Here is a 26,154-nt window from a genome sequence, read left to right on the forward strand (position 1 = left end):
ATATGTCTCAGAACAAAATCCCTTTCGCCGCACGCCACATCGGCCCCCGCGGCGAGGAAACCAAATCCATGCTGGCAGCACTCGGCGTTCCTTCACTGGAAACGTTGATTTCGCAGGCCGTACCAAACTCCATACGCCTCGACCGACCGCTCGACCTGCCGCCTGCGGCCAGCGAATCTGAGGCTCTTTTTGAGCTCGGCGCCGCCATGCGCCAAAACAAGGTTCTGAAAAGCTTCATTGGTACCGGCTATCACGGCGTGAAAGTGCCGCCGGTCATCCAGCGCAATCTGTTCGAGAACCCGGCCTGGTACACTGCTTACACGCCCTACCAATCGGAAATCAGCCAGGGCCGTCTGGAACTTCTGTTCCACTTTCAGACCCTTGTGACCGAACTGACCGGCCTACCTGTCGCCTCCGCTTCGCTGCTGGATGAGGGATCGGCAGTGGCTGAAGCCGTGGGCATTGCCTGGCGGCACCATCGCTCCAAGCGCAACAGGCTGGCACTCGCTGGCGAACTCCATCCGCAAACGCATGATGTGGTCGTCACCCGCGCCGAACCATTGGGCATAGAGGTCGACGGCAACACGATCGGCGAAGACACGTTCGCCCTCATCGTGCCTTGGGCTGATACATATGGTGTCTATGGCGATCACAGCGCGCTTATTTCAGAAGCGAAAGACAAGGGCGCCATTGTCATCATGGTGGCCGATCCTCTCGGTCTCCTGCTCAGCGAGACGCCGGCATCGCTTGGAGCTGACATCGCAGTGGGCTCGATGCAGCGTTTCGGGGTGCCCATGGGCTTTGGCGGCCCGCATGCCGCTTACTGCGCCGTCTCCGACAAGCTCACACGCCTGATGCCAGGCCGCCTTGTCGGCCAGTCGGTCGACGCACATGGCCGTCCGGGTTACCGCCTCGCACTGCAGACCCGCGAGCAGCACATTCGCCGCGACAAGGCGACATCCAACATCTGCACCGCACAAGCCCTGCTCGCGAACATGGCCGCAGCCTTCGCCATCTGGCACGGACCGGAAGGTCTCGTGGCCATCGCCGAAAGCATCCACGCGCGAGCGAGGCGTCTTCATGCAGCGCTGAAAACCGCCGGCATAAAGCTCGCGGGCAACACGATCTTCGATACGGTGACCGCCACCGTTCCGGGTAAGGCCAAGGAAATCGCCCAGAAAGCAGAGGCTGGCGGCCGTCTCCTTCGCGTGATCGACGCGGATCGCATCGGCATCAATGTCGACGAGACCACCGATGAGGATGATCTTGCGGCCATTGCTGCCCTGTTCGGCGCACAGCTTCCGGATGAAGCACCGCGCCTTGCTCCGTCCAAGGCGCGTGGCGAAGGCTTCCTCACCCAACCCGACTTCCATGCCCACCGCTCGGAAACGGAAATGATGCGCTTCCTGCGCCGGCTCGCCGACAAGGATCTGGCACTCGACCGCGCCATGATTCCGCTCGGCTCCTGCACCATGAAGCTGAACGCCGCCGCCGAAATGATGCCGGTCAGCTGGCCGGAAGTGGCAGGGCTGCATCCGTTTGCTCCTGCCGAACACACGGCAGGCTATAGCCGGATGATCGACGATCTCGACCGCTGGCTTTCGGAAATCACCGGCTTCGATGCGGTATCGTTGCAGCCCAATGCCGGCAGTCAGGGCGAATATGCAGGTCTTCTGGCGATCCGTCGTTACCATGCCGAGCGTGGTGAGACCGGTCGCGACATCTGTCTCATCCCCTCCTCGGCTCATGGCACCAACCCGGCATCCGCCTCCATGGCGGGTATGCAGGTGGTGGTCGTGCGCTGCACGGAAGATGGCAATATCGATCAGGACGATCTGAAGGCCAAGGCGGCAGAACATTCGGACAGGCTTGCCGCTCTCATGCTTACCTACCCATCCACCCACGGTGTGTTTGAGGAAGGCGTGCGCGATATGTGCACGGTCATCCACGAGCATGGCGGTCAGGTCTATTTCGACGGCGCCAATCTAAACGCCATGGTCGGGCTTGCCCGTCCGGGCGATCTGGGCGCGGATGTCTGTCACCTGAACCTGCACAAGACCTTCTGCATCCCCCATGGTGGCGGGGGGCCCGGTGTCGGTCCCATCGGCGTCAAGGCACATCTGAAACCGTTCGTGCCCGGCCATGTGGCGCTGGGCAGCGATCAGGCAGTGGCGGCCGCGCCCTATGGCAGCGCGTCGATCCTGCCAATCACCTGGATGTATATCCGCATGATGGGTGGAGACGGGCTCAAACGGGCGACGGAAATGGCAATCCTCAACGCCAACTACATTGCTCACAGGCTGAAAGAGTACTATCCGGTGCTGTATAAAGGCCGCAATGACCGGGTCGCGCATGAGTGCATTCTCGACACGCGCGTCTTCAAGGATCGTGCCGGCATCACCGTAGACGATATCGCCAAGCGGCTCATCGACTATGGCTTCCATGCCCCGACCATGAGCTTTCCCGTTGCGGGAACATTGATGGTCGAGCCGACGGAATCGGAGCCAAAAAGCGAGGTTGATCGCTTCTGTCAGGCGATGATCTCCATTGCCGAGGAAGCAGCAAAGGTTGAAAAGGGCCAATGGCCGAAGGAGGACAATCCTCTCGTCAACGCACCCCACACGGCGATGGAGCTGATGGGCGACGAGTGGACACGCCCCTACAGCCGCAGTGAAGCCGCCTTCCCCGAAGGTGGGCTCGCCTCCGCTTCCAAATACTGGCCGCCGGTTTCCCGTGTCGACAATGTCAGCGGAGACCGCAATCTGGTCTGCGCCTGCCCGCCCATCGAGGCATTGGCCAGCTGAGCCCAACACCACAGATCATCTCCCCTGTCCGGGGAGATGATCGCTCTTTTTGCCGCATGCACTTGGCTGAGGCCCGCGCTATCTGATAAAGCGTCGTCCACACGCTCCGAACGGAACCGGAACAGGCTTCGCTTTGCCTTGGAATCCATGGCAAACTGCGATGTGATTCGCGGACAGGACACAACACGCTTCATGGACGACAACAACGACCTCTTCGCCGGGATGACCGCAAATGTGGAACGTGCGAAAGCGCCGGAGCCGGCAGCGCCCGAACGCAAACCCGCGCCGCGCCCTGCGCCGTCCACCTCGCCCGCATCGTCCGGCGAGGGCTACAGTGCAGCCGACATCGAGGTTCTGGAAGGCCTTGAGCCTGTCCGCCGCCGTCCCGGCATGTATATCGGCGGCACCGACGACAAGGCGCTGCATCACCTCTTCGCCGAGATCATCGACAACTCCATGGACGAGGCGGTGGCCGGTCACGCCACCTTCATCGAGGTGGAGTTGGACGCGGAAGGCTTTCTTTCTGTCACGGATAATGGTCGCGGTATTCCCGTGGACCCGCACCCCAAGTTCAAGGACAAGTCGGCGCTCGAAGTCATCATGACCACTCTGCATGCCGGCGGCAAATTCGATTCCAAGGTCTATGAGACCTCCGGCGGCCTGCACGGCGTGGGCGTCTCCGTCGTGAATGCGCTCTCTGAACTCCTTGAAGTCGAGGTCGCCCGCAATCGCCAGCTCTTCCGCCAGACCTTTTCGCGCGGCCTGCCGCAGGGCGGGCTCGAAAAGCTCGGCGACGTTCACAACCGCCGCGGCACAAAGGTGCGCTTCAAGCCAGACGAACAGATTTTCGGCAAGGGAGCGAAGTTCGAACCCGCGCGCCTTTACCGAATGGCCCGCTCCAAAGCCTATCTCTTCGGCGGTGTCGAGATACGCTGGGTGTGCGCGCCCGAACTGATCGGCGAAAAAGATCAGACGCCTGACAAGGCCACCTTCCACTTCCCGGGCGGTCTGAAAGACTATCTCATCGCATCGCTGGACGGACAGTTTCAGGTCACGAAGGAAGTGTTTTCCGGCCGCAGCGAAAAGAGCTCCGGCCATGGCGCGGTGGAATGGGCGATCACCTGGTATGGCGGCGACGCCATGCTCAATTCCTACTGTAACACCGTGCCCACACCGGAGGGCGGAACGCACGAGACCGGTTTCCGAAATGCGCTGCTGCGCGGCCTGCGCGGCTATGCCGAACTGACCGGCAACAAGCGCGCCTCCATCATCACCTCCGAAGACGTGATGATCTCGGCTGCCGGCATGCTCTCCGTCTTCGTGCGCGAACCGGAATTTGTCGGCCAGACCAAGGACAAGCTGGCAACGGCGGCTGCCATGCGCATTGTCGAAAACGCTGTGCGCGACCCCTTCGACCACTGGCTGGCAGAGAACCCTCAGGAAGCCTCCAAGCTTCTCGATTGGGTTGTCGCCCGCGCCGACGAGCGCCTGCGCCGCCGCCAGGAACGCGAAGTCAGCCGCAAGAGCGCCGTGCGCAAGCTGCGCTTGCCCGGAAAGCTCGCCGACTGCACAATGGGCGCGGCAGCGGGTGCCGAAATCTTCATCGTCGAAGGCGACTCGGCCGGCGGCTCCGCGAAACAGGCGCGCAACCGCGCCAGCCAGGCGGTGCTGCCACTGCGCGGCAAGATCCTGAACGTCGCCAGCGCCGGCACAGGCAAGCTGGCCGCCAACCAGCAAATCTCCGACATTACCCAGGCGCTCGGCTGCGGCACGCGCTCGAAATACCGCGAAGACGATTTGCGCTACGACCGCGTCATCATCATGACGGATGCCGATGTCGACGGCGCGCATATCGCTTCTCTGCTCATCACCTTCTTTTATCAGGAGATGCCGCAACTCATCGAGAATGGCCACCTCTACATGGCAGTCCCCCCGCTCTACCGCATCAGCCAGGGCGGCAAGACCATGTATGCGCGCGATGACGCGCACAAGGACGAGCTTCTCGAAACGGAGTTCACGGGTCGCGGCAAGGTCGAGATCGGGCGCTTCAAGGGTCTGGGCGAGATGATGGCGAGCCAGCTCAAGGAAACGACCATGGACCCGGCCAAGCGCACATTGCTGCGCGTATCGGTTCTCAATGGCGAGGAAGCGACAAAGAGCGCCATTGATTCTCTGATGGGAACGAAACCCGAGGCGCGTTTCCGCTTCATTCAGGAAAACGCAGAGTTCGCGGACGAACTGGATATTTGATCTGAACTCAGCCTGTCAGGCCGCTGCGATCGCTTGTGCCTGGATACGCGCATTCTCGCGCAAGGCGTCGAGATGAATGGACCGCAACAGCCCGGCCAATTCCGCAGAGCCCACCGAAGGGCCACCCTGCCCCGGCGTTGCTCCGATGCTCTCAAGCATCAGCCAGGAAACCTCTTGTGCGCCTGCTATCCGTTTACCCTGCGCAACCTCACGCCAGACGGCCAAGGCTCGAATGACCGGAGCATGAACAGGCTTTGCAAGGCCTGCTTTTTTGAACAGCGCGGCCAGCGGTAGATCGCGTCCACTTACCAGAAGCCCCCCGATCCTTGCCAGAGACTCTCCTGTCAATGTCATAAGGACATGGCCAAAAAAATCGATCTTCCCATGCGCCACAAGTCGCACGATGAAACTGGTTGTCAGTTCCCCCTGGATGCGAAGATGCTCAACCATTGCCCCATGTTCTTCGGCGTCGATAGTCTCGATCAACGTCAACGAAGCACGGATACATGCATCCCGAGTGAGCTTTTCCGCACGCGCTGCGCCCACCAGCGCTCGCACGAAAGGAGCGTCCCGCAAGGTTTCTCCCAACTGGCGCAAGAGCACATGGCGGCAGTCTGATGGCAAGTGAGGGTCAGCAGCCAGTCTTTCCCGCAAACGAGGGTCGTTCCCATGGCGTTCGATCATACGGCGAAAACTTACGGCCGCGATGTCCGCACTCGAATTTTCCGCCAATGCTAAACAAGCCTCAAGCGTCCCAACCTCAGCTAAGGCGGCGGATACACTCATGCTCAAATGCGGACGGCGCGCTATAAGGCATTGGGTTGCCTCTCTCTCGTCCGCGACCCGGTCAATGAGATCGGTATCGGACAAAACAGGAGAGCGCGCCAGGATAGGCGCTGCGACGTCCGGCTGGTCAGACGCCAGAGCCGCCACCACCTGCACGGGCGCGTGCCGGCTCATGGAAAGCGCCTCTGCAAGCGCGAACCGCACCTTGGAAGATGGATCGTCAAGCAAAGCCGTCAATGCGGCCTCTGCCGCATAGCGATCCTCGAAGGGCAGCTCTCCTTCGAGATAGGCTCTGGCGAGGGCCGCTGCCGCGCCCGCGCGTTCGGACACCTTTGCCGTCTGCGTCCACTTGAGAAAATGCTGAACCACTTGCACGAAGTCATACTCCCGCCCTGTCTGAAACAAGCCTAGCGTGAATTCGTATAGGAAACGTTTACCATAAGTGCCGACTTGCAGCCCGCGCCCGCCCCCCCTATCAAGAGACAGATCATCCTTTGGACGGGAGGAGCCCAATGGCGGGCCTTTATCTTGAGGAATTCCAGCCTGGACAGGTGTTTCAGCACACCTTGCGCAAAAGCGTCACCGAGAGCGATAACATGCTGTTTTCGACCATGACGCTGAACCCACAGCCCCTGCACATCGATTTCAATTTTGCAGAGAAGACCGAATGGGGCAAACCTCTGGTCAATTCACTCTTCACCCTCGGTCTGATGATCGGCATATCGGTACACGACACCACGCTCGGCACAACGATAGCCAATCTTGGAATGACAGAAACCAGTTTTCCGAACCCGGTGTTCCACGGCGACACGATCCGCGTCGAGACGGAGGTGAAATCGGTACGTGAATCCAAATCAAAGCCCGATCGGGGCATCGTGGAATTCGAGCATCGGGCCTTCAATCAGAATGACACGCTGGTGGCCCGCTGTCTGCGGCAAGCCATGATCCTGAAAAAAACGAGCGCTTGAACATGCGTTCTCTTCTCTTTGTACCGGGCGATTCCGAACGCAAGCTGGAAAAGGCCTTGCACACGTCGAGCGACGTTCTGATTGTTGATCTGGAGGATTCGGTAGGCCTCGACAAGAAAGAAGAAGCCCGCCGCGTCACCGCTGCGTTTCTGGAACAAGCGCGAGCGCACACGAAGGCTCGGCTTTTTGTGCGGGTGAACGACCTGTCCTCTGGTCTCACCGATATAGACCTCGATGGCGTCATGAAGGCCAAACCGGATGGCATCATGCTTCCCAAAGCCGAAGGCGGCGGCGACGTGGCGCGTCTCGCGACGGCGCTGCGCGTTCACGAGGCAGAAAATGGAATTGAAGACGGCAGAACCCGCATTCTCCCGATCATCACGGAAACTGCCCTTGGCGTTCTGAATGCTGCCAGCTACCGCGATTGCAGCCCGCGTCTCTGTGGACTGACCTGGGGAGCAGAAGATCTCTCCGCGCATATCGGCGCGCTCACCGCTCGCCACGAAGACGGAAGCTATACATCACTCTTCCAGCTCGCGCGCAGCATGACGCTTCTGGCTGCCGCGGCAGCGGGAGTCCCGGCCATCGACACGGTGTTTCCCGACTTTTCCGACAGCGAAGCCTTTGAAAAGGAATGCAGCACAGCCGCCCATGATGGGTTCGTCGCCAAAATGGCGATTCATCCGGCTCAGATCGACCCCATTAACACCATTTTCACCCCCTCGGCGAGAGAGGTAGAGGATGCGCGCGCGGTGGTGGAGGCATTTTTGGCCGCGGGCGATGCCGGCGTGGTCAATATCGGAGGGCGCATGTACGACCGCCCGCACCTCGCCCTTGCCAGACGGGTCCTTGAACGCGCCGGTACGGTCTCTCCGGACTGACCGAACAGGCTCAGTCGCCCTTCCATTGCGGCCGCGTCATCTCGAAAGTCTCGGTGATCGCCGCATAGTCGCGATAGCCGAGACGCGCGAGATTGCTTGCTGCAACGGCATCGAACTGGCCGTCCTTCAGCACGGCCTCGCTGATATGCACGCCCACAACCTCACCCGTAACAACAATCACGCCTGCCGGTGACCCATCGAGCCCCAACGGGCGCCTCACCTCGGTTACCTTGCATTCAAGCGCCGCATGGCATTCGGCCACGCGTGGCGGCCTTACGAGCTTTGAAGGAGCTTCAGTGAGACCGGCAAAATCAAACTCGTTGACACCGCGCGGTGCATCAACCGAGCTGGCGTTCAGTTGGTCCGCTAGATGGCGGCTGGCGAGGTTGACGACGAACTCGCCACTCTCTTCGGCGTGGGTCGCGCTGTCTTTTGCCCCTTCCGAGGAAAAGAACACCAGATGCGGATTGGACGAGATCGCATTGAAGAAGGAATAGGGGGCGAGGTTGGCAACTCCCTCATGCGAGAGAGTGGAAATCCAGCCAATCGGGCGCGGCGACACGATAGCCTTGAACGGGTCGTGCGGTAGCCCATGGCCCTTGGAGGGTTCGTAAAAAATCATTCCTCCCACGCTCCGGTGTATTCGGAGACAATATCAGCAAGATCCGGACGCGGGCGTTCCAGAAGTTCACCGTCAAAAGAGCCAATGTGCACAAAGCCGATCACGCGCTCCTGCGGCGCAAGCCCCAGTATGCGACGCCCTTCGGCATCATCCGAATACCAGTTTGTAATGAGATTGGTGCCGTAGCCCAGAGCGTTGGCGGCAATCATCAGGTTCATTGCAGCCATGCCACCGGAGAGGAACATCTCCCACTCGGGAATCGTCGGGCTTTCTTTGGGAACGCACACCACGCCAATCACCAGGGGTGCGCGCGAGAATCGGGTTTTCTCCTGCTCGATCCGCGCCTCGGGCAAATCCTGTTCCCGCTCGATGGCGCGCGCGGCCAGCGCCTCACCCACCTGTCTTCTGACATCGCCCCGATAAAGTATGAAACGCCACGGCGTTAAACGACCATGATCGGGCACCCGCGATGCCACTTTCAATATGGTCTCGATTTCCTTGTCGGACGGCGCCGGCTCCGCAAGGTCTTTGACCGGCGTGGAACGGCGCGCAAGCATGAAATCAAGCACGGATGGGTGCAATTGTCTGTCTCCTGTAGGATATGATGGCCTGAATCAGGCAGAATGTTTCGCGAAAGCTTTCCTTCGTGAAATTCAGATCGCACAATCGCCTTGAAATTGCCACCGCCTTGGGCTTCTTGTCAGACATGCGCAGTTCTTTAAGATCGACACTCTCCTTTTTTGCCCTGTGTGCTTCTCCCCTGATGGCCTGCTCCGCTTATGCACAGGAAGACGCGGAAAAAGCAGTCGATGGTCTGCGCCTTCCCGGCCTTAACAATTACGCCCCAGCCTCGGTGGATGATGCGTTGGCCATTGCGCAGACCGGCGAGGTCACACTTGTCGCTCATCTCAATGAAGGTGGCGAAGATATCCCCAACGGTCTCGTGTGGCGCATTTTTGGGACTCAGCAGGGAGCTGATGAGAAGCTCCCTCTCGTGGCGACAGCGCGTGGGGGCAACACCGTTTTTCAACTCGCTCCCGGGAGTTATCTGGTCCATGCCGCCTATGGTCGGGCCGGCGTCACCAAGCGTATTACGGTCGGTCATGAGCCGATGCGTGAGGATCTCTTCCTTGACGCGGGCGGCCTGAAACTGAACGCAATCCTCCCTGGCGGCGTGCGGATTCCCCAGAATCAACTTCGTTTTTCCATCTACGAGGCCGGTGAAGACAATATCGGCGACGGTACCCTGATCCTGCCAGACGTTGAGCCTGGCAGCATTGTGCGCCTCAATGCCGGCACATACCACGTGGTCGCCAAGTATGGCGGCATGAATGCCGTGATCCGCTCCGATATTCGGGTTGAAGCGGGAAAGCTCACCGAAGCAACGGTGGAGCACCGGGCCGCGGACCTCACCATGAAGCTCGTGCGCGAGCGTGGTGGCGAAGCCATTGCCGACACCGCCTGGTCTGTGCTCACCGACACCGGTGAAATCGTCTATGAAACTGTCAGCGCCTATGCATCCATGGTGCTCGCAGAAGGCGACTACACCATCGTCGCGAAGAATCGTGACCGAATCTACCAACGCGATTTCTCGGTCGTCCCTGGTCGCAATCAGGATGTGGAGCTTCTCCCCACAGACCTGCTGGACACGCGCAATCAGTTTCCGGATTGACACGACCGTCGCTTCAAATGAAAAAGCCGCGCGCAAGCACGGCTCTTTCCAGTCATGAACTCAGAGCGTCTTATGCAGCGGCTGCCTTTGCAGCCTTCCGCTTGAGATCGGGCGGCGTTGCCTCTTCAGAGAGCATCGCAGTCACATCCGCGAGCGACATGGAAGCCTGATCGCGGCTGCCGAGGCGCCGGATATTGACGGTGCCCTCTTCCGCCTCACGCTTGCCGCAGACGAGAATGACCGGAACCTTGGCCAGCGAATGCTCGCGGACCTTGTAGTTGATCTTCTCGTTTCGCAGATCCGCTTCGGCAAGCAGCCCCGCTTCCTTCAGCGTCTCCGTCACTTTCAGCGCATAGTCATCCGCGTCGGAGGTGATCGTCGCCACCACCACCTGCACCGGCGCAAACCAGAGCGGGAAATGTCCGGCATAGTTCTCGATCAAAATGCCAAGGAAGCGCTCCATCGAGCCGCAGATCGCCCGGTGAACCATCACTGGCTGCTTCTTCTCTGAATCCTGATCGATATAGAACGCGCCAAAGCGCTCCGGCAGATTGAAGTCGATCTGGGTCGTACCGCACTGCCACTGGCGGCCGATTGCATCCTTCAGCACATAGTCGAACTTCGGACCATAAAATGCCCCGTCGCCGGGATTGATGGCCGTCTTGATGCGCCCGCCCGACTGTTCGGCGATCTGCACCAGAACCTTGCTCATGATCTCCTCGGCATGATCCCAGAGCGCGTCGGAACCAACACGCTTTTCGGGTCGGGTGGAGAAATAGACCGTGATTTCCTCAAAGCCGAAATCGGCATAGGTGGAGAGGATCAGATTGTTGATCTTCAGGCACTCGGCCGCAAGCTGCTCTTCCGTGCAGAAAATGTGTGCATCATCCTGCGTGAAGCCGCGAACGCGCATCAGCCCGTGCAGCGCGCCTGACGGCTCATAGCGGTGCACATTCCCGAATTCGGCCAGCCGGATCGGCAGATCGCGATAGGATTTGAGGCCGTGCTTGAATATCTGAACGTGGCCGGGACAGTTCATCGGCTTCAGCGCGAAGGTGCGGGTGTCTTCCGCCTCGTCATCGGCGCACTCCACCTTGAACATGTTTTCCTTGTACCAGCCCCAGTGGCCAGACGTCTCCCACAGGCTCTTGTCGAGTACCTGCGGTGCGTTCACCTCATCATAGCCATCGGTCGCAAGCCTGCGACGCATGTAGCTCACAAGGTTCTGGAACATGCGCCAGCCCTTGGAGTGCCAGAAAACAACGCCCGGTCCCTCCTCCTGGAAATGGAAAAGGTCCATTTCGCGGCCAAGGCGGCGATGATCGCGTTTCTCGGCCTCTTCCAGCATGTGGAGATACTGATCGAGCTCTTCCTGCGTCTGCCAGGCCGTTCCGTAGATGCGAGTGAGCATCGGATTTTTGGAATCGCCACGCCAATAGGCGCCGGCCACCTTCATCAGCTTGAAAGCCTTGCCGATCTGGCCGGTGGAGACCATGTGTGGACCACGGCACAGGTCGAACCAGTCGCCCTGCGCGTAGATCTTGACGTCCTGATCCTCGGGGATCGCGTCGATCAGTTCGACCTTGTAGCTCTCGCCTTTCTCAGCGAACACGTTCTTGGCCTTGTCGCGCGACCAGACTTCCTTGGTGAAAGGCTTGTTGCGCGCAATGATCTCCGCCATCTTCTTCTCGATGACCGGCAGGTCTTCGGGCGTGAAGGGTTCGTTGCGGGCGAAATCGTAATAGAATCCGTTCTCGATTACCGGACCGATGGTGACCTGGGTACCGGGCCACAATTCCTGCACGGCTTCGGCGAGCACATGCGCGGCATCGTGCCGGATCAGTTCCAGCGCGCGCGGGTCGTCGCGGGTGATGATCTCAAGATCGCCGGACATACCAACAGGGTCCGAAAGATCGCGCACCGTGCCATCGAGCGCATAGGCGACGGACTTCTTGGCGAGCGATTTTGAGATGCCGGCGGCTATGTCAGCGCCGGTCGTCGCCGCGTCATATTCGCGAACGGATCCATCGGGAAATTTTAGGGAAACGGCCTCGGCCATCAGTCTTCTCCTTATCCAGTCCCGCCAACGAGCGCGGGTGGTCTTGGTGTTTGTGAGCAAGGGGCGTTTAGCGTCATCGGCGGATGGCGTAAACCCCTTTCAGCGCGTTCAAGGCCGCCAGTAGCGCCAGGGTGTCCACCATTTCAGGCGGTCGGCCAGATGATCCGGAACCGGATCGACACCATGGGTCCCGCCCGGCCCACACCGAGCCACGCGGAAAAGTCCCATCCAACCGCCAGCCCATAAGCCATGCCGGGCGATTGCCTCATAGGCATATTCCGAACATGTAGGGAAATGCCGGCAGGAATTGCCGATGAAACCAGACAGAGTAAGCTGGTAGGATCGCACCAAAGCCGTACCCACAACGCGCCCCGGGGTCTTCGGCCAGGGCCCCTGCCAATTGCGGCTTCGCACGGTTGGGGCCATTTGATCAGGCGGCAGCGCCAGCGCGCGCCTTCTCGATCTGGTCGATTGCATCCACCACCGCATCGAAAGTCAAAAGCGTCGAGGCGTGCCGCGCCTTGTAACCCCGCACCGGCTCCAGATATTTCAGGTCCTCGAAACGGCCGGCTGGTGGCGCGCCCTCTTCCTTCAGCATGGCGTACATCTGATCGCGGACGTGTCGCAACTCGTCAAACTTCGCTCCCACCACATGAGCGGCCATGATCGACGATGAAGCCTGCCCAAGAGCGCAGGCTTTTACCTCATGTGCGAAATCGACAACCGTATCATTTTCGACCCTGAGGTCGATCAAGACCGTCGAACCACAGAGTTTGGAATGTGCCTTCGCGGAAGCATCCGGTGCTTCCAACCGCCCTATCCGCTGAATATTGCCGGCAAAACCAAGAATTTTCGCGTTGTAGACGTCGTCGAGCATAGAATTTCCGTTCTGCCGCGACCGAAACACATCAAAGTCGCTTCGGCACCTTCCCTTCTGCTTCAAGCCACATATATAATGAACGCTGTGGGCCCGCGACAAGGCATGATGCCATTGTGGGTACCAGTTTCGTGCACGCCGCTGTCGGGCCGGGCTGAGATTTTTCTCCATTACCCGCTGGATAAGGCCGTGAACCGTTCAACTCGTCCCTGCCGAGACAGGGACTACGGGAGACGCCTTCTATGGACGCTGTTATCAAGAACTTTCCGCCTCATGCCGAAAAGGGTGAGAAAATCGCGGAGACAAAATCTTACATGGACAAGCCGGCCACCGATCGTCCATCTCAGGAAGAGGTGGAGAACGCCGTGCGCACCCTTCTGCGCTGGACCGGTGACGACATCGCCCGTGAAGGCCTGATCGAAACGCCCAAGCGTGTGGCCAAAGCCTACCGCGAAATGTTCTCCGGTTACGACCAGTGCCCCGCCGAGGAACTGGGGCGAACTTTTGAAGAGGTGCAGGGCTACAACGATATGGTCCTCATCAAGGACATCTCGTTCCACTCGCACTGCGAGCATCACATGGTGCCCATCATCGGAAAGGCACATGTGGCCTATTTACCGGATGGAAAAGTGGTCGGCCTGTCCAAGATCGCCCGCGTGGTCGATATTTTCGCACGCCGCCTGCAGACGCAGGAAGCCATGACGGCACAGATCGCCCATGTCATTCAGGATGTCCTGAAACCGCGCGGCGTGGCCGTGCTGGTCGAGGCAGAACACATGTGCATGGCCATGCGTGGCATCCGCAAGCAAGGCTCCGTGACGCTCACCACCACGTTTACGGGAGCATATAGGGAAGATCTTCAAGAGCAGGCGCGCTTCATGACCATGCTGCGGGACAATCACCGCTGATGACGACCACCTTGAGTTTTCCTCCAGCCCCATCCGACAAAGCCGCGCTTGAAGAAGGCGCGGCTTTTTCGCCGCGCTTTGATGCCAACGGCCTTCTTACGGCGGTTGTGACGGATGCCGAAACGAATGCGCTCCTGATGGTTGCACACATGAATGCCGAGGCATTGGCAATGACATTGGAAACCGGCATTGCCCATTATTGGTCGCGCTCGCGAGGCAAGCTCTGGAAGAAGGGCGAGACCTCCGGCAACGTCCAGCACATTGTCTCCATCGCCACGGACTGCGATCAGGATGCGGTCCATCTGAGCGTGAAGGTTGCGGGCGACGGTGCGACCTGCCACACCGGTCGTCGATCCTGTTTCTACAGGAACGTGTCGGTGCGTGAGGGCAAAGCCGTTCTCATCGACCTCGGCATGAAGCCCTTGGATCATAAAGACGGACGCGCTTGACCAAAAGTCGGTCTCGATTTCTTGATCGGCCGCGGCGTAGACTTTCCGTTCGGGAGCGCACATCTAGAGTCTGGCATATCCGCATGTTCCCCGGTGAGGCAGCGTTGAACCGTTCGGTTCGCCAAAGCGACGCACATTCACCAATTTGATACAGTTCCCGGGCATGATGCCGTGGGGACGAGGAGATGATCATGCTCGATTGGGCATCTCTACGCAGAAAGCAAGACAGCAGGCAGGGCGACCTGGGTTCGCGTGAGCCACCCGTGGCCGAGCGGATGCCTGCACCAAATCCTCACAACGGTATTGCACTTGCACTGGGCGGCGGCGCTGCACGCGGCTGGGCTCATATCGGTGTCCTGCGCGCTCTCGACGAAGCGAACATCCCCATCGGCATGATTGCCGGCACCTCCATAGGCGCGCTGGTGGGCGGTTGTTATCTGGCGGGCAAACTGGATGAACTGGAAGATTTCGCGCGCTCCCTGACCAAGCGGCGCATCTTCGGATTGCTGGATATCAATTTCGGCGGCAGCGGCCTGTTCGGAGGGATGAAGCTCACGGCCCGCATGGAAGAACATCTAAGGGGCGTGACCTTTGATGATCTCTCAAAGCCGTTTGTCTGCGTCGCTGCCGAAATTCGCACCGGCCACGAAATCTGGCTATCGAGCGGATCGCTGATCACAGCAATGCGAGCCTCATATGCACTGCCCGGCGTTTTCGAACCCGTCACCTGCAACGGCCGGGTGCTTGTGGATGGTGCGCTGGTCAACCCGGTGCCTGTTTCGGCCTGCCGATCCTATGAGCAGCCTCTCGTCATGGCCGTCAATCTTCACTACGACCTGTTCGGACGCGCGGCAGTCATCAAGCACGCAGCCGATATGCCTCGGGAATCGGAGCAAATCGAAAAAGCTCCGCTTGTGGTCGAGAAAGGTCCGCATCAGCGTGATCAGCGGCTTGGCATTACCGGCGTAATGGTCGAAGCCTTCAACATCATTCAGGATCGAATTTCGCGCGCGCGGATGGCGGGCGACCCGCCCGATCTTTCGCTTCAGCCCAAGCTCGGCCACATCGGCCTTACCGAGTTCCACCGTGCCGATGAAGCCATTGCGATCGGATACGAGACCACCCAGGCCCGCCTCTCCGAGCTCGACCGGATCATCACCGTTCTGGGGTGACCCGCTCTTTCATGCGCTCGCCGCATCCTGAAGCCGCATCTGGATGCGCTTCGTGCCGTTCCAGTGATTGACCGCCAAAGTTCCCGCAACATGGATCGTCGCACCGCGATTGGCGAAAAGGAAATTGCCAAGATCGGTCTCGGCAGCCCGGAAGGCAATGGCCTCCATACGCGTGCCTGTTTGCGAGCGCAAATCGACCCGGACATGTCCGTTGCCCACGATACGCGCATCGGCAAGGCGATGGCGCGGCAGCGCCATAACCGGCGTCGGATGACCCGAGCCAAATGGCCCTGCAGTCTCCAACGCGTCAAGCAGCGCAAGGTTCGCGCCATCGGCAGAGAGCGCCGCATCGATCTTCAGGCTTTCCGCGTCCCGTAGTTTCTTTACGGCATCGGCCGCTCGCTCTTCGAAAAACGCCCGAAGTGGGCCAAGCTTACCGCGCTCGATGGTAATGCCGGCAGCCATGGCATGGCCGCCGCCTTTGACCAACAGCCCCTCGGAGACCGCTTCCCGAACGATCTTGCCCAGGTCGAAACCCGCAATGGAACGCCCCGACCCCGTTCCTTTGCCGCTTGGATCGAAAGCGATCGCAAAGGTCGGACGCCTTGCGTGATCCTTGAGACGAGAGGCCAGAAGCCCGACAATACCCGGATGCCAGCGGTCGCTTGCCGTAACCAGCACGGCAGGCCCCTCTCCCGCCATCAATTCGGCGTCCGCCTCAGCCTTCGCCTCCGCAAGCATCACCGTTTCCATGTCTTGACGCTCGGTGTTCAGCCGGTCGAGTGTCTCTGCGATTTTCGCGGCTTCGGCCAGATCGTCGCTGGCGAGCAGATTGCTGCCCAACGCCGCGTTGCCGATACGGCCACCCGCATTGATGCGCGGCCCGATCATGAAGCCGAGATGGTAGGGGTTGAGCGGTTCGCCAATGCGCGACACGCGCGCCAGTGCGGCAAGCCCAGGTGTTTTCATCTGACGTGCAGCAAGTAGCCCCTTCACCACGAAGGCGCGGTTGACGCCCACCAACGGCACCACATCGCACACTGTTCCCAGTGCAACGAGATCGAGAAGCCCCAAAAGATCCGGCGGCGCCTTGGCCGCGCCATGCTGCCGGAGACATTTGACCGTTTGTACCAGAGCAAGAAACACAACACCGGCGGCACACAAGAAACCTTGCCCCGAAAGGTCATCCTCCCGGTTCGGGTTCACGACCGCGACCGCCTCCGGCAAATCGCCGCCTACCTGGTGATGATCGAGCACCACAACATCGGCGCCCGCTTCCGTCGCTGCAGCAATCGCCGCAGCACTGTTGACACCGCAGTCAACAGTGACAATCAGGCTCGCCCTGCCGGCAAGCTCTCTCATCGCCTCGGGATTTGGTCCATAGCCTTCGAAGATCCTGTCCGGAATGTAGATTTCGGATGCAATGCCGTAGTGCGCCAGAAAGCGCTTCATCATGGCCGAGGAAACAGCGCCATCGACATCGTAGTCGCCGAAGATCGCGACCCTCTCGCCGTGCTGAACAGCGCGAGCCAGCCTTTCGGCGGCTTTCTCCATGTCGGTCAAACTCGCTGGATCGGGGAGGAGATCACGAATTGTCGGGTCGAGAAACCGCTTGGCCTCGTCCATCTCCACCCCACGCCCAGCCAGAACCCGTGCAACGATTTCAGGAATGCCATGGGTCTGTGCCATCGCCAACGCGACATTCTCGCCGCGCAGGTCGAGCCGGTGCTCCCACGCAAGGCCGCGTGCCGAGTGCCGCACATCCAGGAAATATCGCTTGTCGCCAGTCATCGCCGACTAGGTTTCACAGAGGACGAAGAATGGCAAGCGGCCTCGAGGTTCTCAGAACTTGTCCAGGTCCTGATGGCGGGCGATGATTTCGCGCACCGTCTGAGAGGAGGAACGCATGACGATGGTGTGCGTGGATATCTGGTCGCGGCCGAACTTGACGCCGGAAAGCAGATTCCCGTCCGTCACACCGGTTGCGGCAAACAATACATCGCCCTTGGCCATCTCATCCATGCGATAGACCTTCTTCGGGTCGGAAATGCCCATCTTTTCCGCGCGCGCGATTTTCTCCTCGGTATTGAGCTGCAGGCGTCCCTGCATCTGCCCACCAATACAGCGCAGCGCTGCCGCCGCCAGAACGCCCTCGGGCGCACCACCAATGCCAAGATAGATATCGATACCGGTTTCATCCGGATCAGTCGTGTGAATCACGCCGGCCACGTCACCATCGCCGATCAGTCGGATCGCCGCACCCGTTCCGCGCACCTCCTCGATCAGACGCGCATGGCGGGGTCGGTCGAGAATGCAGGCCGTGATCTCGTTGATCGGCACACCCTTGGCCTTTGCCAACGCCTCGATGTTTTCAACGGCAGGTGCGTCGAGATCCACGACGCCCTCAGGATAACCGGGACCGACAGCGATCTTTTCCATGTAGACGTCAGGCGCATAAAGCAGACTGCCGCGCTCGGCGATGGCGATGACCGCCAGCGAGTTGGGGAGGTTTTTCGCGCAGATCGTGGTTCCCTCAAGCGGATCGAGCGCAATATCGACCTCGGGCCCCTCGCCCACACCCACTTCTTCTCCAATATAGAGCATCGGCGCTTCGTCGCGCTCGCCCTCGCCGATCACCACCGTGCCCTTGATCGGCAAACGGTTGAGCTCCGAACGCATGGCATCAACGGCCACCTGATCCGCCGCTTTCTCGTCGCCACGGCCCCGTAGCCTTGCCGCAGCAACAGCCGCGCGCTCCGTCACACGAACGAGTTCCAGTGTGAGAATGCGGTCGAGACCCGCCTGCGTGGCTTTCAACATGTATCCAGATCCTGATGTTCACCACCTTCCATGGGCGGCGGCTTCTTGTGACAAAGACGGCGCGGCACGGCAAGACCCCGGCCGCCCCGTCAAAAACATGAATCGATTGAATAAATGTGACAGGCTCGAAATGTGCGTCAGGCTGCCCGCTCGATGCGGATAACTTGCGGCTTGTCCACGAGATGACCGTCCTTCATCACACCATCGACTGCCTTGCGGACGGCTGCTTCGGTCGTCTCGTGGGTCACGAGAATCACATTCTTCTGCTCGTCCGGCAAGCCGCCATCAGCATGCTGGACGATCGATTCGAGCGAAATGTCATTGTCAGCCATACGCTTGGCAATGGCCGCGAAGACACCGGCCCGGTCATGCACAGTCATGCGGATGAAATAGCCCCCTTCATGTGAGCGCATACGCGCCCGCTTGTAGGGTTTCAGCTTGGCAGCGGGTCGCCCGAAAACCGGACCGTGCTGAAAACCCGGGCGGCTTTTCGCAATGTCGGCCATATCGCCGATGACCGCGGAGGCCGTTGCATTTCCTCCCGCGCCGGGTCCCGAAAGCAGAAGCTCGCCAAGTACATCCGTCTCAATCGCCACGGCATTGGTCACACCATGGACCTGCGCGATGACAGATTGCGTCGGCACCATGGTGGGGTGAACTCGCTGCTCGATCCCGCTGTCGGTCTTGACGGCCACACCCAGGAGCTTGATCCGGTAACCAAGCTCGCTGGCTGCGCGGATATCAGCCTGACTGATATTTGAGATACCCTCCATATAGATATCGTCAGCAGAGATCTTGCACCCAAAGGCGAGGCTGGTCAGGATTGAAAGCTTGTGAGCAGTGTCATGGCCTTCAATGTCGAAGGTCGGATCGGCTTCGGCATATCCAAGGCGCTGCGCTTCTGTAAGACAGTCCTCGAAGGAAAGCCCCTCTTCTTCCATGCGTGTCAGAATGTAGTTTGCCGTGCCGTTCATGATGCCGAACACACGGCTCACTTCATTGCCGGCAAGCGCCTCGCGCATGGTTTTGATAACGGGGATGCCGCCGGCGACCGCGGCTTCATAGTTGAGAAGAACGCCCTTCTCCTCCGCGATCGCGGCCAGCGCGACACCGTGTTTGGAGAGCAGCGCCTTGTTTGCGGTCACCACGTGGCGCCCGGCCTCCAATGCCGCCTTCACCGCATCGTAAGCCGCACCACTGTCGCCACCGATCAGTTCCACGAAAACGTCGATCTCGGCCGACCCGGCCAATTCGACCGGATTGTCGAACCATTGCGCGTTACCGAGTTCGATGCCGCGGTCGCGATTGCGGTCGCGTGCTGAAACCGCGGTCAGTGCCATCGTGCGTCCGCATTGCCTGGTCAGTTCCGCTTCCTTGTCCGTCATGCAACGCACGACAGAGGCGCCTACGGTTCCCAAACCCGCAATTCCAATACGCAACGCTTCGGCCATGATGCGGCGTGCTCCTTCTCGATCGTTCAGTGAATAAGACTCAGCGCCGGGCGCCGAGCGGGATGACGTTGTCGGTGTTTTCAGGTGCGGTTGCAAGGAAGCGCTTGATGCTGCGCGCCGCCTGTCGGATCCGGTGCTCGTTTTCAACCAGTGCGATACGCACGAACTGGTCGCCAAACTCACCAAACCCGATGCCAGGCGCAACCGCCACCTCGGCCTTTTCAACCAGAAGCTTGGAAAATTCCAAAGAACCGAGTTCACGGTAGGCGTCCGGGATCGGCACCCAGGCAAACATGGTGGCAGGGGGCGGTGGCACATCCCAGCCGGCGCGGCCAAACGCTTCCACAAGCACGTCTCGGCGGCGCCGATAGATTTCGCGCACCTCTTCAATTTCCGTGCCATCGGAGTTCAAAGCAGCCGCAGCCGCCACCTGGATCGGCGTGAACGCCCCGTAATCCAGATAGGATTTGACACGCGAAAGCGCAGCAATCAGCCGCTCATTTCCGACGGCAAAACCCATGCGCCAGCCTGGCATCGAAAAGGTCTTGGACATGGAAGTGAACTCCACCGTGACGTCCAATGCGCCCGGCACCTCCAGTACCGAAGGTGGTGGATTTCCCTCGAAATAAATCTCCGAATAGGCAAGATCAGACAGGATGATCAGATCGTTCCTGCGCGCGAATGCCACCACATCCTTGTAGAAATCCAACGACGCCATGCAGGCTGTCGGATTGGAGGGATAATTGAGGATAAGCGCGATGGGCTTCGGCGTCGAATAGCGCACGGCACGTTCAAGCGCCGGGATGAAATTCGCGTCAGGCTCGGCGGGGATAGCCCGCACAACACCACCCGACATGATGAAACCGAAAGCGTGAATGGGGTAAGTGGGATTCGGACAAAGAACCACATCGCCCGGCGCAGTGATCGCCTGGGCCATATTGGCAAACCCCTCTTTCGACCCCAGCGTCGCCACCACCTGGGTTTCGGGATTGAGCTTCACCCCGAAACGACGCTCATAATAGGCCGCTTGTGCCCGTCGAAGGCCGGGAATGCCCCGAGACGAGGAATAGCGGTGCGTGCGTGGATCGCGCACCGCATCACACAGTTTGTCAACTATGGCCTGGGGGGTTGGAAGATCAGGATTTCCCATGCCGAGATCGATGATATCGGCACCGCGTGAACGCGCACTCGCCTTCAGGCGGTTCACCTGCTCGAAAACATAGGGCGGGAGCCGACGGATTTTGTGGAATTCTTCCATCATCATACCTCGATGCAGGTGACGCGAGACCGGTGACCGGACCTCATATACCCATTCCCCCGACTGGTCGAGGGGAAGGAGAGCGCGGTTACTCGCTCTTTTCAATTTCCTCGAGCTGACGCTCCGCATGCGTTTTGGCAAGACGGCGCAGCCGTGCGGCTTCTGCTTCAGCGTTGTTGCCTGGAGCACGAACCGCAAGACGCTCCCGCACTGCAGAAAGATCGCGCGTGAGCAGGTCTTTCTCGGTGGAATCAATTGGCGTAGCTGCAGATTCCGGCGGAATATTGAGATCAGGATAAGCACCGGTGTTTCGCGCAGCTGGGGCATTGCCTCCTTCTGAGGCAACCTTTGCCCCGGGACTTGGCAAGGGAGGCGGGGCGCTGATCGTTGCGGAGGGAGCGGCGTCTTCCAAACTCGCGCTGACACATCCTCCAAGCGAGAGCGACAGGGAAGCCGTCAATATAATTGCTTCCGAGATGCGAAAAAAACCGCAGTGAGCTCTGATTTTCATATTCTCTTCCGATTCAAGCCACTACCATGCATGATGGTCGCGGGGGAGCCTCCCGTGAGATTACGTTAACACCGCGCCGCTTGAAAGGCGCGTTCAGGTTGCAGGCGCAAATTATGGCTCGAGAAAACAAGACCAACGGCGCAGGAAACCAAGCAGACTCAACGCTCCACCAGTATTTCGCAAAAGATCCCGAACGTCTGGCGCAAAATCTAGCGCGCGCGCTCGAAGAGCTCGGCAAGGCTGCCGCCTCCTGGACACAAGCACGGGAACAAGGTGAAGCAAGCGACATAACGGCCGCGCCGCTTGCCGACATGATCAGGACGTTCTCTCGCGTCAGTGAATACTGGCTGAGCGATCCTACCCGAGCGCTCGAAGCACAGACGCGTCTCTTCGCCGAGTTCATGGGCATCTGGGCAAATGCCATCCGCCGCATGAGCGAGCAGGATGTCAGTGATTACATCCCAACCGCAGCGAATGACAAACGTTTCCAGGACCCCGACTGGGGACGCAACGCCTTTTTCAGCTTTCTGAAACAGGCCTATCTCGTCACCGCCCGTTGGGCTGTCCACCTCGTGGATGGTGCAGATGAGCTCGACGACGTAACGCGCCACAAGGCGCGGTTCTACGTCGAGCAGATGAGCCAGGCCCTTTCGCCATCGAACTTTCTTCTGACGAATCCTGAGCTCTTTCGCGAGACCATGGCGAGTGACGGTGAAAATCTCGTGCGCGGCATGCGCATGCTGGCCGAAGATATCGCCGCGGGGAAAGGCGACCTCAAACTGCGGCAGTCCGACAGTTCGAAATTCAAGATCGGCGAAAACCTGGCCACCACCCCGGGGAAGGTCATAGCGCGCAACGACCTGGTCGAAATCCTTCAATATGCTCCCACGACGAAGAACGTGTTGAAGCGACCGCTTCTCATCGTCCCTCCGTGGATCAACAAGTTCTATATCCTCGATCTGAACCCCAAGCGTTCTTTCATTCGCTGGGCGGTTGAACAAGGACACACGGTTTTTGTCATTTCCTGGATCAATCCAGACGAACGCCACGCGCGTTACGACTGGGCAGACTATATTGACCACGGCATAAGGTTTGCGCTCCAAACGATCGAAGCGGCAACAGGCGAAAAGCAAATCAATGCCATGGGGTACTGCGTCGGCGGCACGCTTTTGGCAGCCGGCCTTGCCTTAATGGCGGCCGAGGGCGATGAACGCATCGCCACCGCAACGTTCCTGACCACACAGGTGGATTTCACTTTCGCTGGCGACCTCAAGGTCTTCGTGGATGAAGAGCAGATCCAGGCTCTGGATACAGCCATGCACCAACGCGGATATTTGGACGCGACGCGCATGGCTACAGCGTTCAACATGCTGCGCGCAGGCGATCTGATCTGGCCCTATGTGGTTAACAATTACCTGCGCGGCCAAGCGCCCCTGCCCTTCGACCTTCTCTACTGGAACTCCGATTCCACGCGGCTGGCCGCAGCCAATCACTCATATTACCTGCGCAACTGCTATCTGGAGAACAACCTCTCCCATGGTCGCGCTGTTCTACGTGGAAAAACCCTTCATCTCGAAGATATCACGATCCCGATTTTCAACCTTGCCACGCGTGAGGATCACATAGCGCCAGCAAAATCCGTCTTCATTGGCAGCCGCTTTTTCGGAGGACCGGTGGAGTTTGTTTTGGCAGGCTCCGGACACATCGCAGGCGTCATCAATCCACCCGAGATGAAAAAGTATCAGTTTTGGACGGGCGGAGAGCCCAATGGCGAGTTTGAAGATTGGTTGGCAACCGCCGATGAGCATGCCGGTTCCTGGTGGCCGCGCTGGCAGTCCTGGATTCTTTCGAAGGACAGCCGTGAAGTCAAAGCCCGCAAACCAGCGAAGAACAAGAACACGCTGGGTGAAGCCCCGGGAGATTATGTGCGCATCCGCGCCTGATCACGCAAAATGACAAGACGAAACAATGCTTTTAGAGGCCGTGAGGGAACTTTGACGTAGTTTCGGAATGAAACATGTTCTTGCCTCAATTGTTTTCTACCGCCTATATGGTTGTCCAAAGGGCTGGGATTCGCAGGCAAGACAAGCACTTGCTGTAGATTTGCGAACCGTATTCAGTTCATCGTCGCGTGCGTTGTTCAATCAATTGAGGGGCATATTTCTGTTGTTGGGGGACGAGAGCGGAAAACGCTATATGACGGTGTTGAGGCATGGTCGGTCCAGTCTGACGGGTGTGATCTGCGCTCTGATTCTGGCATCCTGCTCCACCACCTCTGATCCCGTGGCCCAACTGGGTCTCGCCCCGACCGCGCTGCAAAACGGCGGAACCGATACTGATCTCTCAGCGAGCGATGCTACCCTGCTTGCAGCAGCGGAAGGCACTGGCGGGTCGGAAGTCTCAACTTCCATGCCTCTCCCGTCCGAACGTCCTGGTCAAAACGAAGAGGTGACGGCCGCAGAAGAGGTTCCCACGGAAACAGCAGCAGTTCCACAGGAAGAACCTGTCTCAGCAACCGAGACGGCAAGCGAAACGACCGCCGCCGAAACCACTTCAGAAGACATCGATCCCCCGGCCAAAAGCGCCCCTACACAGACTGCAGCTGCTGTTCCAGCTGAAGAAAGCACTTCCGAAGAAGTCGCGGAGGCCGATGCGGCACCGCCGTCCGAGAACGAATCAGCGTCCAAGCGGCAGAGTTTTCTTTCAGCCTTCTTCTCTGCCAAGGAGCCGAAAGCAGCAAAAGCGGCCGAGAAAGCCACCCGTCCCCTGGTCGATACGAGCAAAGCCAAGCCCGCGGAAGAGTCCAAGGTCGTGCTTGCTTCTGCCTCGCCCGACACAAAGCCCGTGCAGGCATCCGTCAACATGGGTTCAGCTCTCCCTGGCGTACGGCAGGGCGAAAGCCTGTTTGAATTCTCCAGCAAGACGGGCAGCGGTGATGCCGACGCGGATATTTACGAGGAGGAACCTGCCTACCAGGTCGCCTCGGCAGCCGGTATGGCGCGGCTTGCTCCCAATGGCCTTCTTAAACAGCGGGAAAGTGTCGATACAGCCTGCCTGAAGCCCGCATTGGTCGGCATGCTCAAGGCAATCGAACGGCACTACGGCAAAAGAATCGTCGTCACCTCGGGCTATCGCAGCCCCAGTTACAATCGCCGCGTACGCGGAGCCCGTAAGTCTCTTCATATGTATTGTGCCGCCGCCGACATCCAGATCGATGGCGTTAGCAAATGGGAGCTGGCGAAATATGTACGCTCTATGCCGGGCCGCGGTGGCGTAGGCACCTATTGTCACACAAAATCGGTGCATGTGGACGTCGGTCCGGAGCGAGACTGGAACTGGCGCTGCCGCCGCAGAAAATAAATCACAAAAAAAGCATAGAACTATCACAAGACGGGTTGCCCCCGGCAACGAAGCTCACTATAAGCCGGATCGTCTTGAGCGCGCCCATCGTCTAGCGGTCTAGGACGCCGCCCTTTCACGGCGGAAACACGGGTTCGAGTCCCGTTGGGCGTACCATTCTTTTCTTCTCTGACATTCTACGTCGGCAAACTGAATCGGTTGTCGTTTGACCCGACTTGTCAGTCCGCGTACTTCTCGCTCATCCTTGGCATACTGATGGAGACGTGGCGGTTTCACCCGGCACGAGCAGGAAGGCAGCCAAATGCAAGGCCCGTTGATTGTTATTGAGAAGGCGCTCGGTTTTGCCGCCTCGCGCGCACGTTTCTTCCTTATTGCCGGGCTCCTGGTCGGCATTGCCTCACCGGCGGCCGCGCACGCGGCAAAACCCTGGATCGCCGAATTGATTGCCGCACTGCTGTTCCTCGCAGCTCTGAGGGTGGGGCCGAAAGCCCTCGTCGGTGCTCTGGGGGAACTGCGTCAGTCACTTGTCGCCACCCTCGCCTTTCAATTGTTCTTGCCGATCGGTTTCGCGCTTTTCTTTCTCGCAATCGACTGGGAAGGCATCCTGCCCACCGCGCTGGTGTTGATGGCCGCTGCGGCGCCGGTTTCCGGCAGTCCGCATCTGGCGATCATGACCGGCAATGATCCTGCACCGGTCATGCGGGTCATGACGCTCGGAACCGCACTCCTGCCGCTCACCGTACTGCCTGTTTTCTGGCTCACTCCAGCGCTCGGCAGCGCTGACGTTGTCTTGGCGGCTGCTGGCAGGCTGCTGGCTGTCATCGGGCTTGCCGTTTCCGCAGCATTCATCCTTCGCCGTTTCGCATTCGCAAACCCGTCGCCGGTCGCGATCCGATCGATTGACGGTCTCTCTGCCATTCTCATGGGTGTCGTGGTGATCGGCCTCATGTCCGCGGTCGGCGAAACGCTTTTGATCGATCCGGCACGGGTTGGCCTTAATCTCGCGATTGCTGTCGCCGCAAATTTCTTGCTGCAGATCGCCGTGACGGTTCTGCTGGAACGCTCTGGAAAGCAAGGCATTGCAGCGCCTTTGGGCATTGCCGCCGGCAATCGCAACATCGGCCTGTTCCTTACCGCCCTACCCGCTGGCGTGACCGATTCGCTGCTGCTCTTCATCGGTTGCTACCAGATTCCCATGTACCTGACGCCGCTTGTCCTCGGCCCATACTATCGAAAACGCGCGGCGGCCCTGGCTTCCCCTGAAGTACACGGCTGATTGACAGTGTACCGTGTGAACACACCTTCA

General features: G+C 59.4%; 21 protein-coding genes and 1 tRNA gene. 12 read left to right on the forward strand and 10 right to left on the reverse strand.

Going from position 1 to position 26,154, the window contains the following annotated elements:
• The first annotated feature begins 2 nt into the window (after positions 1–2).
• Both gcvP and parE read left to right on the forward strand, forming a co-directional pair.
• Complete coding sequence (gene gcvP, locus KW403_RS00725) at positions 3–2,804, forward strand: aminomethyl-transferring glycine dehydrogenase (protein WP_223020893.1); 2,802 nt, start codon at positions 3–5, stop codon at positions 2,802–2,804.
• 192 nt (positions 2,805–2,996) lie between these two features.
• Positions 2,997–5,054, forward strand: a complete 2,058-nt coding sequence (parE, locus tag KW403_RS00730) for a DNA topoisomerase IV subunit B (RefSeq protein WP_223020894.1) — start codon at positions 2,997–2,999, stop codon at positions 5,052–5,054.
• Positions 5,055–5,069: 15 nt separating this feature from the next.
• Here parE and KW403_RS00735 read toward each other — a convergent pair whose 3' ends face one another.
• Positions 5,070–6,215 carry a DUF2336 domain-containing protein gene (locus KW403_RS00735; protein WP_223020895.1) on the reverse strand — a complete coding sequence of 382 codons (1,146 nt, stop codon included), beginning with the start codon at positions 6,213–6,215 and terminating at the stop codon, positions 5,070–5,072.
• 137 nt (positions 6,216–6,352) lie between these two features.
• Here KW403_RS00735 and KW403_RS00740 point away from each other — a divergent pair, with 137 nt between their 5' ends.
• Both KW403_RS00740 and KW403_RS00745 read left to right on the forward strand, forming a co-directional pair.
• Positions 6,353–6,808: a MaoC family dehydratase gene (locus KW403_RS00740; protein ID WP_223020896.1), complete on the forward strand. Its 456-nt coding sequence runs from the start codon at positions 6,353–6,355 to the stop codon at positions 6,806–6,808.
• 2 nt (positions 6,809–6,810) lie between these two features.
• Positions 6,811–7,689 (forward strand): HpcH/HpaI aldolase/citrate lyase family protein, encoded by an 879-nt coding sequence (locus KW403_RS00745; protein ID WP_223020897.1) that lies wholly within the window; start codon positions 6,811–6,813, stop codon positions 7,687–7,689.
• Between the two features lie 10 nt (positions 7,690–7,699).
• On the opposite strand, the gene KW403_RS00750 is transcribed toward KW403_RS00745, so the two are convergent.
• Together KW403_RS00750 and KW403_RS00755 are read right to left on the reverse strand one after the other, a co-directional pair.
• A complete protein-coding gene (locus KW403_RS00750) occupies positions 7,700–8,308 on the reverse strand; it encodes a flavin reductase family protein (RefSeq protein WP_223022377.1) in 609 nt (202 codons plus the stop codon).
• The gene (locus tag KW403_RS00755) at positions 8,308–8,868 is read right to left on the reverse strand and encodes a nitroreductase family protein (RefSeq protein ID WP_378596830.1); all 561 of its coding nucleotides are present in this window, start codon (positions 8,866–8,868) and stop codon (positions 8,308–8,310) included. The genes KW403_RS00750 and KW403_RS00755 overlap by 1 nt, the downstream gene beginning before the upstream one ends.
• A 149-nt stretch (positions 8,869–9,017) precedes the next feature.
• On the opposite strand from KW403_RS00755, the gene KW403_RS00760 reads away from it, so the two are divergent.
• Entirely contained in the window at positions 9,018–9,983 is a 966-nt protein-coding gene (locus tag KW403_RS00760; RefSeq protein ID WP_378596722.1) for a hypothetical protein, read from the forward strand.
• Between the two features lie 70 nt (positions 9,984–10,053).
• Here the strand turns inward: KW403_RS00760 and thrS are convergent, their stop codons facing one another.
• The 3 genes from thrS to KW403_RS00775 all read right to left on the reverse strand — a co-directional run bounded on the left by thrS (position 10,054) and on the right by KW403_RS00775 (position 12,919).
• Entirely contained in the window at positions 10,054–12,042 is a 1,989-nt protein-coding gene (gene thrS / locus KW403_RS00765) for a threonine--tRNA ligase (protein WP_223020899.1), read from the reverse strand.
• A gap of 108 nt (positions 12,043–12,150) precedes the next feature.
• Positions 12,151–12,468, reverse strand: a complete 318-nt coding sequence (yidD, locus tag KW403_RS00770; RefSeq protein ID WP_223020900.1) for a membrane protein insertion efficiency factor YidD — start codon at positions 12,466–12,468, stop codon at positions 12,151–12,153.
• A 4-nt stretch (positions 12,469–12,472) separates the two neighbouring features.
• Positions 12,473–12,919, reverse strand: coding sequence for an iron-sulfur cluster assembly scaffold protein (locus tag KW403_RS00775; RefSeq protein WP_223020901.1), 447 nt, complete (start codon positions 12,917–12,919; stop codon positions 12,473–12,475).
• Between the two features lie 242 nt (positions 12,920–13,161).
• Here KW403_RS00775 and folE point away from each other — a divergent pair, with 242 nt between their 5' ends.
• The 3 genes from folE (at position 13,162) to KW403_RS00790 (ending at position 15,448) form a co-directional block, all read left to right on the forward strand.
• Positions 13,162–13,827: a GTP cyclohydrolase I FolE gene (gene folE / locus KW403_RS00780; RefSeq protein ID WP_223020902.1), complete on the forward strand. Its 666-nt coding sequence runs from the start codon at positions 13,162–13,164 to the stop codon at positions 13,825–13,827.
• Positions 13,827–14,276 carry a phosphoribosyl-AMP cyclohydrolase gene (hisI, locus tag KW403_RS00785; protein WP_223020903.1) on the forward strand — a complete coding sequence of 150 codons (450 nt, stop codon included), beginning with the start codon at positions 13,827–13,829 and terminating at the stop codon, positions 14,274–14,276. Before folE ends, hisI begins: the two co-directional genes overlap by 1 nt.
• A gap of 275 nt (positions 14,277–14,551) precedes the next feature.
• On the forward strand, positions 14,552–15,448 hold the full coding sequence (locus tag KW403_RS00790; RefSeq protein WP_378596829.1) for a patatin family protein: 897 nt from the start codon (positions 14,552–14,554) through the stop codon (positions 15,446–15,448).
• A 9-nt stretch (positions 15,449–15,457) separates the two neighbouring features.
• On the opposite strand, the gene recJ is transcribed toward KW403_RS00790, so the two are convergent.
• The 4 genes from recJ to KW403_RS00810 form a co-directional block, all read right to left on the reverse strand.
• The gene (recJ, locus tag KW403_RS00795) at positions 15,458–17,239 is read right to left on the reverse strand and encodes a single-stranded-DNA-specific exonuclease RecJ (protein ID WP_223020905.1); all 1,782 of its coding nucleotides are present in this window, start codon (positions 17,237–17,239) and stop codon (positions 15,458–15,460) included.
• Between the two features lie 51 nt (positions 17,240–17,290).
• Positions 17,291–18,268 (reverse strand): class II fructose-bisphosphatase, encoded by a 978-nt coding sequence (gene glpX, locus KW403_RS00800; protein ID WP_223020906.1) that lies wholly within the window; start codon positions 18,266–18,268, stop codon positions 17,291–17,293.
• A 137-nt stretch (positions 18,269–18,405) separates the two neighbouring features.
• A complete protein-coding gene (locus KW403_RS00805) occupies positions 18,406–19,719 on the reverse strand; it encodes a homoserine dehydrogenase (RefSeq protein ID WP_223020907.1) in 1,314 nt (437 codons plus the stop codon).
• Positions 19,720–19,759: 40 nt separating this feature from the next.
• Positions 19,760–20,980 (reverse strand): LL-diaminopimelate aminotransferase, encoded by a 1,221-nt coding sequence (locus KW403_RS00810; RefSeq protein WP_223022379.1) that lies wholly within the window; start codon positions 20,978–20,980, stop codon positions 19,760–19,762.
• Between the two features lie 621 nt (positions 20,981–21,601).
• Between KW403_RS00810 and phaC the strand changes: the two genes are divergently transcribed.
• From phaC to KW403_RS00830, 4 genes are all read left to right on the forward strand, one after another.
• Complete coding sequence (gene phaC, locus KW403_RS00815) at positions 21,602–23,431, forward strand: class I poly(R)-hydroxyalkanoic acid synthase (RefSeq protein ID WP_223020908.1); 1,830 nt, start codon at positions 21,602–21,604, stop codon at positions 23,429–23,431.
• A 253-nt stretch (positions 23,432–23,684) separates the two neighbouring features.
• Entirely contained in the window at positions 23,685–24,848 is a 1,164-nt protein-coding gene (locus KW403_RS00820; RefSeq protein WP_223020909.1) for a YcbK family protein, read from the forward strand.
• Between the two features lie 80 nt (positions 24,849–24,928).
• Positions 24,929–25,004 (forward strand) — tRNA-Glu (locus KW403_RS00825).
• 145 nt (positions 25,005–25,149) lie between these two features.
• Entirely contained in the window at positions 25,150–26,124 is a 975-nt protein-coding gene (locus tag KW403_RS00830) for a hypothetical protein (protein WP_246637842.1), read from the forward strand.
• Positions 26,125–26,154 lie beyond the last annotated feature (30 nt).

It is taken from the genome of Nitratireductor kimnyeongensis, from assembly GCF_019891395.1.
GTDB classification, from domain to species: domain Bacteria; phylum Pseudomonadota; class Alphaproteobacteria; order Rhizobiales; family Rhizobiaceae; genus Nitratireductor; species Nitratireductor kimnyeongensis.